The 17,335-nt window shown below is 62.7% G+C and carries 11 protein-coding genes; 6 read left to right on the forward strand and 5 right to left on the reverse strand.

The features are described from left to right. Positions 1-76: 76 nt before the first annotated feature. Complete coding sequence (locus tag BUA36_RS08120; RefSeq protein ID WP_072783290.1) at positions 77-4,234, reverse strand: DEAD/DEAH box helicase; 4,158 nt, start codon at positions 4,232-4,234, stop codon at positions 77-79. 7 nt (positions 4,235-4,241) lie between these two features. Further along, entirely contained in the window at positions 4,242-6,155 is a 1,914-nt protein-coding gene (locus BUA36_RS08125; RefSeq protein WP_072783293.1) for a dipeptidyl-peptidase 5, read from the reverse strand. 219 nt (positions 6,156-6,374) lie between these two features. Between BUA36_RS08125 and hemE the strand changes: the two genes are divergently transcribed. Further along, positions 6,375-7,460: a uroporphyrinogen decarboxylase gene (hemE, locus tag BUA36_RS08130; protein WP_072783295.1), complete on the forward strand. Its 1,086-nt coding sequence runs from the start codon at positions 6,375-6,377 to the stop codon at positions 7,458-7,460. 744 nt (positions 7,461-8,204) lie between these two features. Continuing rightward, positions 8,205-10,220 (forward strand): primosomal protein N', encoded by a 2,016-nt coding sequence (locus BUA36_RS08135; protein ID WP_072783298.1) that lies wholly within the window; start codon positions 8,205-8,207, stop codon positions 10,218-10,220. Here BUA36_RS08135 and BUA36_RS08140 read toward each other — a convergent pair. Next, the gene (locus BUA36_RS08140; RefSeq protein WP_072783300.1) at positions 10,217-11,107 is read right to left on the reverse strand and encodes an ArgP/LysG family DNA-binding transcriptional regulator; all 891 of its coding nucleotides are present in this window, start codon (positions 11,105-11,107) and stop codon (positions 10,217-10,219) included. The genes BUA36_RS08135 and BUA36_RS08140 overlap by 4 nt on opposite strands. Positions 11,108-11,203: 96 nt before the next feature. On the opposite strand from BUA36_RS08140, the gene BUA36_RS08145 reads away from it, so the two are divergent. Together BUA36_RS08145 and BUA36_RS08150 are read left to right on the forward strand one after the other, a co-directional pair. Beyond that, the gene (locus BUA36_RS08145) at positions 11,204-12,652 is read left to right on the forward strand and encodes a dihydrolipoyl dehydrogenase (protein ID WP_072783303.1); all 1,449 of its coding nucleotides are present in this window, start codon (positions 11,204-11,206) and stop codon (positions 12,650-12,652) included. 91 nt (positions 12,653-12,743) lie between these two features. Then, positions 12,744-13,880 (forward strand): HD-GYP domain-containing protein, encoded by a 1,137-nt coding sequence (locus tag BUA36_RS08150; protein WP_072783306.1) that lies wholly within the window; start codon positions 12,744-12,746, stop codon positions 13,878-13,880. On the opposite strand, the gene BUA36_RS08155 is transcribed toward BUA36_RS08150, so the two are convergent. Continuing rightward, positions 13,877-14,359: an SRPBCC family protein gene (locus BUA36_RS08155; protein ID WP_072783309.1), complete on the reverse strand. Its 483-nt coding sequence runs from the start codon at positions 14,357-14,359 to the stop codon at positions 13,877-13,879. The genes BUA36_RS08150 and BUA36_RS08155 overlap by 4 nt on opposite strands. Before the next feature lie 146 nt (positions 14,360-14,505). Here BUA36_RS08155 and BUA36_RS08160 point away from each other — a divergent pair, with 146 nt between their 5' ends. Continuing rightward, the gene (locus BUA36_RS08160; RefSeq protein WP_072783311.1) at positions 14,506-16,584 is read left to right on the forward strand and encodes a UvrD-helicase domain-containing protein; all 2,079 of its coding nucleotides are present in this window, start codon (positions 14,506-14,508) and stop codon (positions 16,582-16,584) included. Next, positions 16,581-16,787 carry a SlyX family protein gene (locus BUA36_RS08165; RefSeq protein WP_072783313.1) on the forward strand — a complete coding sequence of 69 codons (207 nt, stop codon included), beginning with the start codon at positions 16,581-16,583 and terminating at the stop codon, positions 16,785-16,787. Before BUA36_RS08160 ends, BUA36_RS08165 begins: the two co-directional genes overlap by 4 nt. Here the strand turns inward: BUA36_RS08165 and BUA36_RS08170 are convergent, their stop codons facing one another. Further along, positions 16,788-17,255, reverse strand: coding sequence for a heme-degrading domain-containing protein (locus tag BUA36_RS08170; protein WP_072783315.1), 468 nt, complete (start codon positions 17,253-17,255; stop codon positions 16,788-16,790). Between the last annotated feature and the right edge of the window lie 80 nt (positions 17,256-17,335).

Below are 17,335 nucleotides of genomic sequence, written 5' to 3' on the forward strand. Positions count from 1 at the left end.
CATATGCAGCCTTGTATCAGAAGCGGAGGAGATTATCACTAATCTGCTCGCTTGAGAGCGTTCGATACAAGCCGAATTATTTTTTCAGACCCTCTTGCAGCATCGCTAACATCTCACCGGCGGACATGCGGCCGCTGACATCGCTGCCCTCCAGCAGGCTGTCTGCCAGGTCGCGTTTGTGCTGGTGCAGATCAACGATACCCTCCTCGATGGTATGGCGCGCCACCAGGCGATAGATGGTCACCGGCCGCAACTGGCCCATGCGGTGGGCACGGTCCGAGGCCTGGTCTTCCACGGCCGGATTCCACCACGGGTCCATGTGGATCACGTAGTCGGCCGCCGTCAGGTTGATGCCGACGCCGCCCGCTTTCAGCGAGATCAGGAAGACGTCACCCTGGCCTGCCTGGAAGGCGTCCACCCGCTTCTTGCGGTCCGCCATCGAGGTCGAGCCATCCAGGTACTGATAGCTGACGCCCTGTGCATCCAGATGCTCGCGTATCAGCGACAGGTGGTCGACGAACTGGCTGAACACCAGCACCTTGTGCTTGTTGTCCAGCAGGTTCTCCAGCAGATGCGCGAAGGCCGCCAGCTTGCTGCTGGCCAGCTTCAGATCCGGCGCCACCAGGTTCGGATTGCAGCAGGCACGGCGCAGCTTCATGATCTCCGCCAGGATCTGCATGGATTTCTTCTCGGCCGGTCCTTCAACCGCTTCCAGCTTTTCCAGCGCGGCGCGGCGCAGCGATTCGTACAGCGCCGTTTCATCGGCCGACAAATCGACTTCCAGCGTGATCTCGGTGCGTGATGGCAGCTCGGTCAACACCTGGGTCTTGGTACGGCGCAGGATGAACGGCTGGATCAGGCGGCGCAGGCGTTTGCGGGCGCCCAGTTCGGCGCGATGGTCCTGCGGTTTTTCAATTGGCGCCGCAAAGCGCAGATTGAATTGCTCGATGCTGCCCAGCAGGCCCGGATTGATGAAGCGGAACAGGTTCCACAGCTCGCCCAGGTGATTTTCCAGCGGCGTGCCGGTGACGGCAATGCGGAAGTCACCCTTCAGCGCCATCACGGCGGCGGAGCGTTTGGTCGCAGCATTCTTGATGGCCTGCGCTTCGTCGAGCACGATGGTATTCCACTGGACCTTGGCGAACAGGCTGGATTCCAGTTGCAGCAAGCCATAGCTGGTCACCACCACATCGTAAGCATGCAGGTTGCCCAGCATCTCCGCACGGTCGCCGGCGCCGAACAGCTGCATATTCAGCGTCGGCGCAAAGCGTGCCGCTTCGCTCAGCCAGTTCATGCAGACCGAGGTCGGGGCGATCACCAGCGTTGGTCCCTGCGGCGCGCGTGCCAGCATCAGCGCCAGCGCCTGCAGTGTTTTACCGAGGCCCATGTCGTCGGCCAGGCAAGCGCCTACGCCCCAATGCGCCAGGCGCGACAGCCAGTTGTAGCCATCCAGCTGATAATCGCGCAGTTCCGCCTGCAGTGTGCTTGGCAGCTGCGGCGTGAAGGTCTCCTGCTCCTGCATGCGCGACAGGTGTTCCTTCCACAGCTTGTCGGATTTGAGGCCGCCGACGTCGTCGGCCAGTTCTTCCAGTGCGAACGAGGCCAGCGGATGCACGCGCACGCCGTCCGCCGTGATTTCGCCGTAGGCCGAGACTTCCTGCAGGCGGCGGTACAGCTCTTCCGTCAACGCCATGTAGCGGTTTTCGCCGAGTTCGACGAAGCGGCCATGGCTCTTCTCCATCATCTCCAGCAGGGTGCGCAGGTCGATCACTTTGCCTTCATCGACTTGCAGCTCGCCGCTGGCGGCAAACCAGTCCTTATTGCTCTTGATGGCGAGGCGCAGCTGCTTGGTTTCGACCTTGCTGGTGACACGGAAGCTCTCGCCTTCCGGCCAGGCGATGACGATGCTGGCGGGGTCCAGTGCCTGCAGTTCCACCAGCAGCTGCAGGCACAGGGCCGGCTGGCCCAGCAGCCATTCGCCGTGGTCGTGTTCTGCCGATTCCAGCACCGGGCACTTCGCGATCAGGTCGCGCTCGGCATCGCGTTCGTCGATCAGCTTGCGGCGCGCTTGCACCGGCTTGCCGCCGATGTCGGCGATCACGCTGTCGGCGCCGTCGCCGGGCTTGTAGTACGCGCCATTGACCAGCGGGCGCACCAGTATCTGCATCTTCAAGCCGTGCTGGTATGGCAGCAGGTGCAGATGGAGGCGCATGTCAGCTGCCATCTGCTGCATATCCGGCGCGTCGCCGCCAATTTCCGATTGCACCGTCACCATCGACGAGATGGCGCTGATCGCCGACAGCACCTGCTGCTCCGCGTGCGAAGGCACGTTGAGCGCATCGCCCACAATCGCGGCGATGCGGCGGTGCTCATCGAGGATGTTGACCACGCGCAGGCGGGTCGGCGTCTCCTTGGTGATGACGACGTTGGAGCTATCGTCCGGAATCGGCGGCTGCAGGCGCAGCTCCAGATTGCCGGGGCTTTTTTTGATCAGCAGTTCCGGCTCGCCGGCCAGCATCTCGACGCGCATGTCCGGCACGTCTGCCCAGAACAGCAGCGGATGGCCGACCAGCGTTGGCGCTGCGCGCTGCGGATCGATTTCGTAGGTCAGGCCGGTGGACTGATAGCCACGGTGCGCGACCGTGATGGCTTCCGATGCACGGATGTCCTGCGGCGTGAGGAAGTCGAACTGCTCGGTTTCAAAGCGCAGGCGCTTCAGGCCGACGGCGCGGCCCTTGCTCCACAAGCCACGCGCATCGCGCTTCTGCTCGACCGGCGAAATATCGGTCAGGCCATTGCGGTTATCGTAGGTCAGCAGCCAGACTAGCCGCGTGCTGCCCGGCGCTTCCGCCGATACGGGCTGCTGCAGGTTGATGAGCGCCGTGAGCTGGCGCTGCCAGCCTTCCTGGCGCTCGAACCAGGTAGTCAGATCGGGGAAGCCGAGGCGCGAGCGCAGCGCCTGCGCGTGCGTCTGCATGCCGGTATCGCCCATGTGGCCCAGCAGCGCTGCGGCCTGCCCTGCAATGAACAGATAGCCGGTGCGTTCCGCGGTCCTTGCCAGTTCCTGCAACTGCTCCTTACGTTCCTGCAGCTGCGGCATGGAGAGCCAGAAGTACAGCAGGAACTGGAACATCTGCGTTTGCAGGCCCGGTTCCCATGCCAGTGTGGACACCGTATCCACCTGCATGACGCCAGCGCGGATCTGGCGCAGCATGTCGATCTGCTGGTGCACCGCGCTGTCGTGGTTCTTCGGCAGCTTGACGGCGATTTCAAGATAGGCCTCGGCCGATTTCAAATGCTTGGGATCACCGCTGCGCAGTGCCGACAGCAGGTACAGATGTCCGCCCATGCCAGTGAACAGCTGCTTGCGTTTGCCCGTATCGCGGCGCAGGGTTTTCAGTGCAGCGTCAAAGCCGATAATGGCGGCGCTGGTGGCGCCACGCAGCAGCACAACGATGCTGGCGAGGTACTGGCTTTGTGCGCCGATGGTTTTTTCCAGATAGCGCTTGGCGTCATCGAGACGGCCGCATAGCAGCGCATCTTCCGCCATCGCCATGCGCAGTTCCGGATTGATTTCTCCACGGCGCCGCTGCATATGCATTTCGCAGTATTCGCGCAGCACCGGTGCGGTCAGTGGTTCATGCTGGGCGTTCTGCATCAGCACCGCCAGCACATCGTCCTGCAGCAGCGGATGCACCAGCGCGATCATGCCCGCTTCAAACGGACGGCCAAGAATATCGACCACCGGGTGCAGCTGTGCCGCCTCGTAGCTGCCCAGGCAGAAGGTCAGCACCGGCTGGATCTGCTGTGGCGTCTGGCCGCGCAGCAGGCCCATGCGCAGACGCGCCATGCCGGCGCGGTAGCTGCGCGGCTCCATGCTGTTCCAGGTCTGGCGCATCGGCACCAGCTCCGCATAGGCGGCGCACAGGTCCTCCATCGCGTGGGTACCGATGGCCGAGCGGATCGCCGGCCAGCGCAGTTTGGGATTGCAGACAAAGCCGCGCCCCGTCACCACGCTGACAAAGGCCAGGCGTTCCAGCTTGGACAGCGCGTCGTCCAGGGTGGCGACGGTGTAGGGGGCGCCATCATCGTTGTACTCGATGCGCGCATGGACCAGATGATCGAGGATCAGCGTGCGGCCGGCCGGCTCGCCAATCAGCGCGAGCAGGGCCAGGATGGTTTTTTCGTTGAAGGGCAGCGCGTCGAATTCGGCGAGCAGCTTGGGATCGGTCATGCGTTATTCAGGCTTTCAAGCCAAAGATGTTTTGATAAAAGTGGAGTTCCGCTTCCAGCGTGCGGATGATGTTTTCCGCTTTACGGAAGCCGTGGCCTTCGCCTTCGAGCGCCACGTATTCCACCGGGATGCCGCGCTGCCTGAGCGCGTCAACCATCATTTCGGACTGCTGCGGCGGCACCACCTTGTCGTCCAGTCCCTGGAAGAAAATCATCGGGCGCGAGAGCTTGTCGGTGTGGTTGATCGGCGAACGTTGCTGGTAGACGGCGTCCGCCTGGGCTTTCGGCGCGATCAGGTACTCATTGTAGTGCGATTCGAATTTGTGCGAATCCTGGTCCAGTCCTTTGAGGTCGGACACGCCGTAGTAGCTGGCGCCGGCCTTGAACACATCGTGGAAGGTCAACGCACACAAGGTCGTCAGGCCACCGGCGCTGCTGCCGCGGATGATGAGGCGGTCGCCATCGGCGAGGCCGCGCGCCACCAGCGCCCTGGCGCCCTCCACGCAGTCTTCGACGTCGATGATGCCCCATTGGCCCTTGAGCAGGTCGCGGTAGGCGCGGCCAAAGCCGGTGCTGCCGCCGTAATTCACATCCAGCACGCCGAAGCCGCGGCTGGTCCAGTACTGGGTCTTCAGGTTCAGCGTGTTGACCGTCATGCCGGTCGGGCCGCCGTGGCCGATCACGATGACGGGCGGTTTGCTGCCTGCTGGCGCCTGCACGTCCTTGTTGCGCGGCGGGTAGTAGAACGCGTGCGAGGTGCGGCCATTGGCGCTGGCGTAGCTGATGCTGGTCGGGATCGACAGGTTGGCTTCGTCCGGCAGGTCTTCAATCGACTGCGCGAGGATTTCCACGCCATCCTCCGTGAAGTCGATGCGCGCCAGTTCCATCGGAATGGTCGGACTGCCGGCCAGCATGGCGATGTAGCCGGGACCGACGCGCAGCTCGCGGATTTCCTCGTAGGGATTGGCGATGCATTCCAGCTTGCCGCTGCCGGGCAGCAGGCGCGCCAGGCGGCTGACGCCATGGTCGATGTAGGTGCAGATGATTTCGCTGGCCGAGCGGAAGCCATACATGCTGTTGCCGAAGGTCCAGTGCGGTGTGGCGAATTCGGCTTGCATCGGGCACAGGCCTTCGGTGCGCTGGCGATCGCGGCACAGGCGGTACAGATTCCACCAGCCGCTGCGGTCGGAGACGAAGTGCAGCAGGTTGTCGGGCGACCATTCCGGCTGGCAGATGGATTCCTCGGCGCCGCCGGCGATGCCCACCGGCGCAGCCAGCGTGCCGTCCGGGTTGAAATCGGCCAGCCACAGCGTGGTGCCCTGCCACGGCATGCGCGGATGGTCCCAGCTCAGCCAGGCCAGCGAACGGCCGTCCGGCGACAGGCGTGGCGACGAGTAGAAATCCGCGCCCTGCACCAGCACCGTCTCGGCGCCGCTGTCGAGATCGATCGCGCAGACCGTATTGCCGGGCTGCGCGTGGGCGTCGTCGCCATGCAGCTCGCGCACCGCAATCAGCCGGCCGCGCGTGCGGTCCACGGCGAAATCGGCAAAACGCTGCTGGCCCGGCTGCGTCACGGCGACCGGCGTCTCGCCAGCGCGCATGCGGTAGACGCCGTTATCCTTGAAATGCGTGAAATACACCGTCTCGCCGTCGACCGTGTAGGCGCCGCCGCCGTATTCATGGACGCGCGAGCGCACATTGAACGGCGCCGCCGTCAGCTCCTCCGTGGTCACGCCGTGATGGCGCAGCAGGGTATTGCGGCCCGCCTCCGCTGCGCGGCCGGCCAGCCAGAAAATATCGCTGCCATCCGTGCCGCCCACCATCAGCGCGGACATCGGCACCGCGCCGGCCGCCACGCGCTCGGCGCTGATGGTCGAGGTCCAGCTGCCGTACGGGGCGATGGCGGATGCTTGAGAGGTCATAAAACGGCTCCAAAAAGGGTCAAGGCACGGTGCTACGCATGATAGAGAAAGCCCGCGAAATCTTCCAGCAAAACCGGGGTCCAAAACCGGGGTCAGTTCTTGCAATCGCATACGAGCTCATGTTGGATTGCAAGAACTGACCCCGGATTAAGTGCTTAAAGGCGGAAAATCGGCTTGGGATGCGATAATAGCTGCTTTGAATGCCCTATATTGCCTTCCATGCCACAATTTGCTCCGCTGAAGAATGACACCTTCCTGCGCGCGTTGCTGCGCCAGCCCACTGACTACACGCCTGTGTGGCTGATGCGCCAGGCTGGGCGATATCTGCCGGAATACCGCGCCACCCGCGCCAAAGCCGGCTCTTTCATGGGCCTGGCCACCAATCCGGACTACGCCACCGAGGTCACGATCCAGCCACTGGACCGCTTCCCGCTGGATGCCGCGATCCTGTTCTCGGACATCCTGACGGTGCCGGACGCCATGGGCCTGGGCCTGCATTTTGTCGAAGGCGAAGGGCCGAAATTCGAGCGTCCGCTGAAGACCGAGGCTGATGTGCACGCGTTGCGCATGCCGCCACCAGGTTCGCTGGATTATGTGTTCAATGCCGTGACCCAGATCCGCACCGAGCTCAACGGCCGTGTGCCGCTGATCGGTTTCTCCGGCAGCCCGTGGACGCTGGCCTGCTATATGGTGGAGGGCGAGGGTTCGCGCGAGTTCCACACCATCAAGAAGATGCTGTACAACCGCCCTGACCTGATGCGCCATATCCTGGACATCAACGCCAAATCGGTGGCCGAGTACCTGAACGCCCAGATCGACGCCGGCGCCCAGGCCGTGATGATTTTCGACTCGTGGGGCGGGGCGCTGGCCGACGGCGCCTACCAGGAGTTTTCGCTCAAGTATATGCAGCAGGTGGTGTCGCTGCTCAAGCGCGAAAAAGACGGCGTCAAGATTCCCGCGATCGTCTTCACCAAGGGCGGCGGCCACTGGATCGAGCAGATTGCCGAGATCGGCGCCGATGCGCTGGGCCTGGACTGGACCGCCAATCTGTCGCTGGCCCGCAAGCTGGTCGGCCACAAGGTCGCCCTGCAAGGCAATCTGGACCCGGCCATCCTGTTTGCCAGCCCGGAACAGATCACGGCGGAAGTCCACAAGGTGCTGGACGCCTTCGGCAAGCCGGACGCCCATGGCAGCGGTCACGTCTTCAACCTGGGTCACGGTATTTCGCAATTCACCCCGCCTGAGAGTGTGGCGGCCATGGTGGAAGCGGTGCACAGCTACAGCAAGGCGCTGCGCGCCGCCTGAGTTGTCTGGAAAAACCCCCATCGGCCTGGGCGTGTGCCCGGTGCCGATGGGGGTTTTTCATTGGTGCGAACGGACTAGTCATAGCGACTTATGCACAATTTTTTTTGCTGCGGAAATAATAGGCAGCTTATTTTTGCTGTCCGGGGAAACATCTGTAAGGCTATGATTTTTAAAGTAAATTTACCTAGCTTACCGGTCAATGTTTAGCAAGCGGTAAACCGCAAGGTAAACGCGTGCCTGGTTTATTTGTTCATTTTCCACAAAGTTATCCACAAAAACTGTGGATAAAAAATAAAATGACTTAGTAAACCGTGACTTAGCCATAATATTGCTGTTTTGCCTTAAATCCATGTTGCGTTGCACGATTTTTAGGCAAAAATAGCAGGCTTGCCAAGCTCGTTATCAGGACGCAAAGCTTGGTCGACGAATAAGTATAAAATTTGCCCTCTTTGTGCTGCGCAATATGGTGTTTAAGTTCAAAAAAAATGCTTGATTTCACCCGAAAAAGCATCCTAAATACTTCACTTATGCACAGCTGGCGGAAAGCGGTGACGAATTGCGCTCTCCTAGGAAGCGTTTTCCAAGTAATTGATTTTAAAGAGAAATAATTTTGAATTTTTACCCGGTTTTGGATGATACCAACATGGATGTCAGTGCTTTCCGGGGATTAAGATTCCATTGTCCACAAAGTTATCCACAGAAACTGTGGATACATACAGCATCAGGATTTTTGCAAGGTGCAGCATGAATAATCCACGCCCTTGCTACCTGCAAATCGCCATTGATACGCCGCTCAACGCGGTTTTTGATTACCGCTGGCCGTGCGAGGACGATCAGCGCCCGCACGTCGGCCAGCTGGCGCTGGTGTCATTTGCACGGCGCGAGGTGGTGGGGCTGATTGTCGGCGTGGCCGATACCAGCGATGTGCCGGTGGACAAGTTGAAAGATGCGCTGGCCGTGCGCAGCCAGTTATCGCCGCTGTCGGCCAAGTGGCTGGCGCTGGCGGGCTTTGCTGCGGATTACTACCAGCGTCCGCTGGGCGAGGTAGCGCTGCCGGGGCTGCCCAAGAATCTGCGCGTGTTGACCACCGTGGCGCTGGACCGGGCGCTGAAAAAGCTGGCCAAGCTGGACGCGCCGCACGATCCGGCGCCCGCCAATATGCCGGTGCTGAACGCGTCCCAGCAGGCGGCGGCGGATGCGATCGGCGGCGCCCAGGGCTTCACGCCGTCGCTGCTGTACGGTGTCACCGGCAGCGGCAAGACGGAAGTCTATCTGCAGGCCTGCGCCCAGGTGCTGGCGCGCGAGCCGGAGGGCCAGATCCTGATACTGGTGCCCGAGATTAATCTGACGCCTCAGCTGGAAGGCAATATCCGCGCGCGCTTCCCGGGCGTGATGCTGGCCACGCTGCACAGCAGCTTGTCCGAAGGCGAGCGCATGCTGCACTGGCTGGCGGCGCACCAGGGCAAGGCGCGCATCGTGCTGGGCACACGGCTGGCGATCCTGTCGTCGCTGCCGCACCTGAAGCTCATCGTCATCGACGAGGAGCATGATCCGTCGTACAAGCAGCAGGAAGGTTTGCGCTATTCGGCGCGCGACCTGGCGGTATGGCGGGCCTGGCAGCTGCAGATCCCGATTGTGCTGGGTTCGGCCACGCCGTCGCTGGAAAGCTGGCACCACGCTCAGTCCGGCCGCTACCGCAAGCTGGAGTTGCGCGAGCGTGCGGTACAGAACGCCGTGCTGCCGACCGTGAAACTCATCGATATGGAACGCGACAAGCCGGCCGACGGCCTGACCGCGCAGCTGATCGCGGCCGTGCGCCAGCGGCTGGAGCGTGGCGAGCAGTCGCTGCTGTTCCTGAACCGCCGTGGTTATGCGCCAGTGATTTGCTGCGAATCCTGCGGCTGGATCAGCGAGTGCACGCGCTGCACCTCGTTCATGGTGCTGCATCGCCCGGAACACCGGCTGCGCTGCCACCATTGCAGCCTGGAGATGCGGATTCCGCGCCACTGCCCGACCTGCGGCAACGTCGACCTGCAACCGCTGGGCCGTGGCACCCAGCGCGTGGAAGAGGGCTTGCAGGCCATGTTCCCGCAGGCGCGCGTGCTGCGCATCGATGCCGATTCCACCCGCAAGAAGGGCAGCGCGCAGGAAGCGTTCGATACCGTCCACCGCGGCGAGGTGGATATCCTGATCGGCACGCAGATGGTGGCCAAGGGGCATGACTTCAAAAAGCTGACGCTGGTGGGCATCCTGAATCCGGACACGGCGCTGTTTTCGCAGGACTACCGCGCTAGCGAACGTCTGTTTGCGCAGCTGATGCAGGTGGCCGGCCGCGCCGGACGGGCAGGCATCCCGAGCGAGGTGCTGATCCAGACGCGCTACCCGCAGCATCCGCTGTACGGCGCAGTCGTGCATCACGATTACGACCACTTTGCCTCAGCGCTGCTGGAGGAACGCGAGCAGGCGGCCTTGCCGCCGTATCTGTTCCAGGCGCTGCTGCGGGCGGAGGCGCGCGAGCTGGCGATGGCAATTGAATTCTTGACGATGGCGCGCGATTGTCTTGAGCATCCTGGTATCACAATCAACGATCCAATTCCGATGACGATGACGCGCGTGCACAATGTTGACCGCGCCCAGTTGCTGGTCGAATCACCTTCAAGGCCGGCGCTGCAAGCCTTCCTCAAAGAGTGGGTACTCACACTTCGCGACTTGAAGAGCCGCGTGAAGTGGTCGCTGGAAGTCGATCCGCTGGATATTTAAGCTGGCAGCAGGTAGCGGCGCGCCGTGGCGATGATTTGCTCGGACAGGGCGCGTGTGAATGGCGTGTCCAGGTTCCATGCATGCCAGTGGAGCGGCACATCGACGTAGAAATCGGGCGCCAGGTCGACCAGCCGCTCATCGGCCAGCGCCGACGATACCTGCGCCAGCGGCATCAGGCCGTAGGCCAGGCTGCCGAAGATGCATTCATTGCTGGCCGCCGACAGCGGCAAGGTGTGGTGTGGATAGCTGCCGCGCATGCCCAGCACCTGCTGCAGGAAGCCGTTCATCATGTCGCGGTCGCTGACCACGGCAGGCGCCAGCTGGACGGCGTCGGCGATGAAGCCATCGCCAAACCAGTGGTTGGCAAATACCTTGGTGGCCACGCACACGTAGCGCATGCGGCCCAGCGGCGTGACTTGCGGGCCATTGGCCTGCGGTTCCGCCGTGCCGGCCGCCACGCACGCAAAGACGCTGCCCTCGCGCACCAGGTGCAGCGCCATCTCCGGCGCCGCCTGTTGCACATGCAGCTGGCAGCGCGGCGGCGACAGCAGCGGCGGCAAACTCAGGGGAAACCAGGTCGCCAGGCTGGCCGCGTCCACCGCCAGAGAAATCTCCGGCATGCTGATCTTGTTGCCGAGGTCGATATCGAGCGACGCTTCCATGAGCTTGACGTTGCGGTGATGGGACACCAGCCGCTGGCCCAGTCCGGTCGGCACGGCGGGCTGGCCGCGCACGATCAGCAGGCGGCCCGCCGCATCTTCCAGCGCCTTGATGCGCTGGGAGACGGCGGATTGGCTGATGCCCAGCGCCAGGGCAGCCTTTTCAAAGCTGCCTTGGCTGACCACGGCGTCCAGCACGGCCAGTGCGCGGTAATCCAAGTTGTCCATAAGTCAGGCTTATAAAATTTAAAAACAATAAGTCATGCTAATACTGTTTTGCTGCAAAGTAAAACGTAAAACGCAGTTCGGAGTAGACTGATCCGTATGAAAACTCTACGCACCGAAGTCGCCGTGATCGGCGCAGGCACCGCCGGCATGACCGGTTATCGCGCCGCCAAGGCTGGCGGCAAGCAGACTTTGCTGATCGAAAGCAATGTCTACGGCACCACCTGCGCCCGGGTTGGCTGCATGCCCAGCAAGCTTCTCATTTCTGCGGCGGACGCGGCGCACATGCTGCACGTGGCGCCCCGGTTCGGGGTGTCGCCGGGGCAGGTGCGCATCAACGGCAAGGCGGTCATGGAGCGTGTGCGCAGCGAGCGCGACCGCTTTGTCGGCTTTGTGGTGGAGAGCGTGGACGGCTATCCGGCCGAGGACAAGCTCCACGGCCATGCACGCTTCATCAGTCCGACGCAGCTGCAAATCGGTGACCATACGCTGGTCGAGGCCGAGCGTTTCGTGATTGCCACCGGCTCCACGCCGATTGTGCCGGACGAATGGCGCGCGGCCGGTCCGCGCGTGATCAGCAGCGACGCGGTGTTTGACTGGGATGACCTGCCGGAATCCGTGGCGGTGGCCGGCACCGGCGTGATCGGCCTGGAACTGGGCCAGGCACTGGCGCGGCTCGGCGTGCGCGTGACCATCTTTGGCCGTGGTGGCAGCGTGGCCCAGCTCAGCGATCCTGAGGTGCTGCAAGTGGCGCGCCGCGCCATGACTGACGAACTCGATGTGCGTTTCAAAACCAAGGTGGTTGATGTGGCGCCGCAAAGCAATGGCCTCGGCGTGATCGTCACCAGCGAGGATGCCAATGGCAAACAGCATACCGAGCAATTTGCCTACCTGCTGTCGGCCATCGGCCGCCGGCCCAATGTGCACAAGCTGGGGCTGGAGAACACCGGCCTGCAGCGCGACCATCAAGGCATTCCGCTATACGACCCGCACACCATGCAGTGCGGCGACAGCCATATCTTCATTGCGGGCGACGCCAACAACGAACGCCCGCAGCTGCCGGAAGCGGCCGACCATGGCCGCATCGCCGGTGACAATGCGGCGCGCTACCCTGACGTCCAGCCCGGCTTGCGCCGCACGCCGCTGGCCATCACCTTCACCGAGCCGCAGATCGCCACCATGGGCAGCAGCTATAGCGAGCTGTGCGTATCGCATGCGGGCCGCTTTGCGATCGGCAAGGTGTCGTTTGAAAACCAGGGCCGCAGCCGCGTGATGCTGCAAAACAAAGGCATGTTGCGCGTCTACGCCGAGTACGCCACTGGCCGCTTCCTCGGCGCCGAAATGATCGGCCCGCGCGCGGAAAACATTGGCCATCTGCTGTCCTGGGCCGTGCAGGCCGGGCTCACGGTGGAGGCCATGCTGGACATGCCGTTCTACCATCCGGTGGTGGAAGAAGGCGTGCGGACCGCGCTGCGCGACCTGGCCCACCATTTGCAGCACGAGCCGGCGCACGACTGTCCTTGCGTCGATTGCACACCGGCGCCGTAAATTCTTATTGTTAAATCAAAGATACAAAAAAGTCACACATCGTCATGCGAAAAGCCGTATGCTGCTGCATTGATCGACTTTTGGTAGGGCAATGAACATACGCAAAGTGACAGCGGCCGACTTGAAGCTGGGCATGCTGCTTCCCTGGGATGTCTACGGGGAAAATGGCGCTTTGCTGGTTCGTAAGGGGCATATGATCGCCAGCGCCAATCAGATCGCCTATCTGGTGGAGCGCGGCGTGTTCGAGGATGGCCTGCCGCCGCAGCCGGCGCCGGAACCGCCGTCGGTGCTGCGCAAGCTCAACGCCGCCTATCTGGAGCTGCACACGCTGCTGCAGGCCGTCTCGCACGGCGTGGCGCCGCCGGATTTTCGCCGCCGCCTGGACGATATCGCGCTCATGGTGCACGCGGCGGTGGAGCTCAATGTCGACATTGCCACGGCGAGCGTGCTGCACAACCAGCATCAGGCCACGTATGCGGCGCGGCATAGCGTCAACACGGCAGTGATTGCCGTGCTGCTGGCCCGCGCGCGCCAGCGTTCGCGCAACGATGTCATGACCGTCACGCTGGCCGCGCTGACCATGAACACCGGCATGCTGGAGCATCACCAGCGCTGGCATGACAGCAGTGCGGTGCTGGACCCGGTCGATCACGCGCGCAAGCTGGCCCATCCCGAACTCAGCGTGCAACTGCTGCGCGCGGCCGGCGTCAACGACGAGGCCTGGCTCAACTGCGTGCTGCATCACCATGAAAACGAAGATGGCACCGGCTACCCGTTCGGCAAGGTCGGCGCGCAGATTCCCTTGCTGTCCAAGCTGGTGGCGCTGGCGGACCGCTATTGCGCGCGCGTGTCGGAACGCACCTACCGGCCAGCCATGGCGCCCAACGGCGCGCTGCGCGACATGCTGCTGGAGGCGCGCACCACGCTGGACACCAATCTGGTGTCGCTGGTGATCCGCGAACTGGGCATCTACCCGATCGGCACCTATGTACGCATGATTAACGGCGAGGTGGGCGTGGTGTCGCGGCGCGGCCTGCAATCGACCACGCCGCATGTGGAATCAGTGATTGGGCCGCGCGGTGCGCCGCTGGACGTGTTCCTGCAGCGCGACACCCGCAATGAACTGCACGCGATCCGCGAAGTGCTGACCAACGCCCAGGTGGCCGCGCTGGACGCCCCGCCGCTGCGCATGGCGCAGGTGTGGGGCCGCGCGGCGGCCGACGATTAGTTGAGCAGGGCGTCCAGGCGGCCCTGCTGGGCCAGCTCGCGCAGCATGCCGATGGTGTCGATGTCCGACTCGACGTAGGCCGAACGGCGGAATTCGTCGTACATGGCATTCGCTTCGTCGGTGGCGGCGTCATGGCTGTCTTCGTACTGGAAGCGCACGAACAGCGTGTCCTCGGTCGGCTGCTCGATGGTCATGGTCAGGCTGGATTCGGCGATGTCCTGCTGGGCGGCGACGCGGTAGCGCACGCTGCGCATGGGGTCCAGCTCCACGCGGTCCTCCACCACCAGTTCGCCGTAGCGCAGGCGGCGGCGGAAGCCGTTGTCGCTGCGCTCGTCGATGGTGCTTTCGTCCAGGTGCGGCACGAACAGCTTGGGCGATTCGGCGCGCAGCACCAGGCCGCGCCACACTTGTTCGACGCTCAGGACGTCGATGAGCGGGTTGAGCGGGTCGTTGACTTCGATCAGATGTTCAAATTTCATAATTGCAACCGAGATAAGGTTAGGCGGGAGCCCAGATCTCCGCATGGTAACGCAAATGCCACAAACGCTTCATGCGTCGCATCAGTGACGGCCCCGGCGACTGATACAATGTGGGGCTGTTTGTCCGATTTTCTATCCCTCGCCCGATGTCCACCAACGTTCCCGTTTTCGGCCTTAATTTGCCCCAGAGCCAGGCTGTTACCTACCTGGATGGTCCCTGCCTGGTGCTGGCCGGCGCCGGCTCGGGCAAGACGCGCGTGATTACGCAGAAAATCGCCCACCTGATCGAGGACCGCGGCTACGACCCGCGCACGATTGCCGCGCTGACCTTTACCAACAAGGCGGCGCTGGAGATGCAGGAGCGTATCGCCAAGCTGCTCAAGCAGCCCAAGCAGGCCAAGCAGCTGACGGTGTCCACCTTCCACTCGCTGGGCGTGCGGATCCTGCGCCAGGAGTGCAATGAACTGGGCCTCAAGGACCGTTTCTCCATCATGGATGCCGACGATTGCGGTTCGCTGGTCCAGGACATGGCGATCACCACCGACAAGCAGGTGGTGCGCCGCATCCAGACCGACATCTCGCTGTGGAAGAACGGCCTGGTGGACCCGGTGACGGCGCTGAGCCAGGCCAAGGACGAGGACGAGGCGCAATCGGCACGCGTCTACGCCAGCTATGTGGCGACGCTGTCGGCCTACCAGGCGGTGGACTTCGATGATCTGATCCGCCTGCCGGTGGAGCTGTTCCGCCATCACGAGAAGGTGCGCGACAAGTGGCAGCGCCGCCTGCGCTATCTGCTCATGGACGAGTACCAGGACACCAATACCTGCCAGTACGAGCTGGTCAAGCTGATGGTAACCGGCATTGGCAAGAAGCCGATGTTTACCGCGGTGGGCGACGACGACCAGGCGATCTACGCGTGGCGCGGCGCGTCGGTGGAGAACCTGAAAACCTTGCAGACCGACTTCCCGGACCTGCAGGTCATCAAGCTGGAGCAGAACTACCGCTCCACCACGCGCATCCTGCAGGCGGCCAACGCGGTGATCGGCAACAATCCCAAGCTGTTCGAAAAATCGCTGTGGTCGGAGCATGGCCTGGGCGAGCCGATCCAGGTGATGTCGATGCCCACCGATGATGCCGAAGCCGACCAGGTGGCCATCATGATTTCGGCCGACCATTTCCAGCGCAAGAACAAGTGGTCGGACTACGCGATCCTGTACCGCGGCAACCACCAGGCGCGGATCATCGAGCAGGCCTTGCGCAAGGAGCGCATCCCGTACACGATTTCCGGCGGCCAGTCGTTCTTCGACAAGGCCGAGATCAAGGACATCATCAGCTACCTGCGCCTGCTGGCGAATACCGACGATGATCCGGCCTTCATCCGTTCCGTGACCACGCCGCGCCGTGGTGTCGGCCAGTCGACGCTGGAGACGCTGGGCACCTTCTCCGCCCAGTGGAATTGCTCGCTGTTCGAGGCGGTATTCAAGGGCGGCATCGAAGCCCTGCTGCCGGACCGCCAGCTGAACCCGCTGCGCGACTTCTGCAACTTCATCAACAACCTGGAAGCGCGCGCCAGCCGTCCCGGCCCGTCGGGCAGCGGCGACAACGCGGCGCAGGTGCTGGATGACATGCTGGAGGCGATTAATTATGAAAACTATTTATACGATATGTTTGACGAGCGCGCGGCCCAGAGCAAGTGGCAGAACGTGCTGGAATTCGTCAACTGGCTGAAGGACCGCGGCCGCGGCGGCAAGGACCGCGACGGCGACGAAAAGAACGTGCTGGAACTGACCCAGATGGTGGCGCTGATGTCCATGCTGGAAGGCCAGGACGAAGACCCGGACGCAGTGCGCATGTCGACCCTGCACGCCTCGAAAGGACTGGAGTATCCGCACGTGTTCCTGGTCGGCTGCGAGGAAGGCATCCTGCCGCACAAGGGCGATGCCGATGCCCCGGCCGAATCGATCGCGGCGCGGGTGCAGGAAGAACGCCGCCTGATGTACGTCGGCATCACGCGCGCACAGCGCACGCTGACCATCACATGGTGCAAGAAACGCAAGCGCGCAGGCGAGCAGGTGCACTGCGACCCGTCGCGCTTTATCAAGGAAATGAAGTTGGATGAGGGCACGGCAGTGCCAATGGAATCGGAAGTGCTGACGCCGAAAGAACGCCTGGCGCGCATGAAGGAACTGCTATCCACGCCCAAACCCGACAAGGAACAACCATGAGTAACGAAGACCGCTTCATCGACATCGAAATCAAACTGGCCTACGCCGAAGACATGGTGGACTCGCTGAGCCAGCGCATCCACGAACAGCAGCGGCAGATCGACAAGCTGGAACAGATGTGCGCCGCGCTGGTCCAGCACGTCCGCAACGCAGCCCAGAACAGCGGCGGCCAGCTGCCGCACGAGCGGCCGCCGCACTATTGATTACGCCAGCACCGCGCGCAAGGCTTCAACGACCAGCGCGTGGTCTTCCGCCTGGCGCAGGCCGGAGACGGTGACGGTGCCGATGATGCCGGTGCCCTTGAGCGTGACGGGGAAGGCGCCGCCGTTGGCGGCATAGTCCACCGGCGGCAGGTATTTGATATCGTCAAACACCACGCCGCGGTGCTTGTGGTCGATGCCGACGTAGAACGAGCAGCGGCCAAAGCGCGCCACCACATTGTTCTTGCGGCGTATCCAGTCCGCCTGGTCGGCCGAGGCGCCCTGCATCGCATGATGGAACAGCACCTTGCTGTTGACGGTGATGTTGATGGTGATGCTCTTGTCCCTGGCCTTGGCCAGTTCGATCAGTTTCAAGCCCAGTGCCAGTGCGGTATCGCTGCTGAAGGCGGTAAATTGCAAATCTTTTTCCTGCTGCGTCAGTGTATCCAGCAGTTCCGCGTAGTTTTCCATTCATGTTCCTGTTGTTGAGCGTTGCCAGACCAGAGTGTAGCCGACGCTAGCTTGCTATACTGCACACGACTCCTTGATTT

This window comes from Duganella sacchari, assembly GCF_900143065.1.
GTDB classification, from domain to species: domain Bacteria; phylum Pseudomonadota; class Gammaproteobacteria; order Burkholderiales; family Burkholderiaceae_D; genus Rugamonas; species Rugamonas sacchari.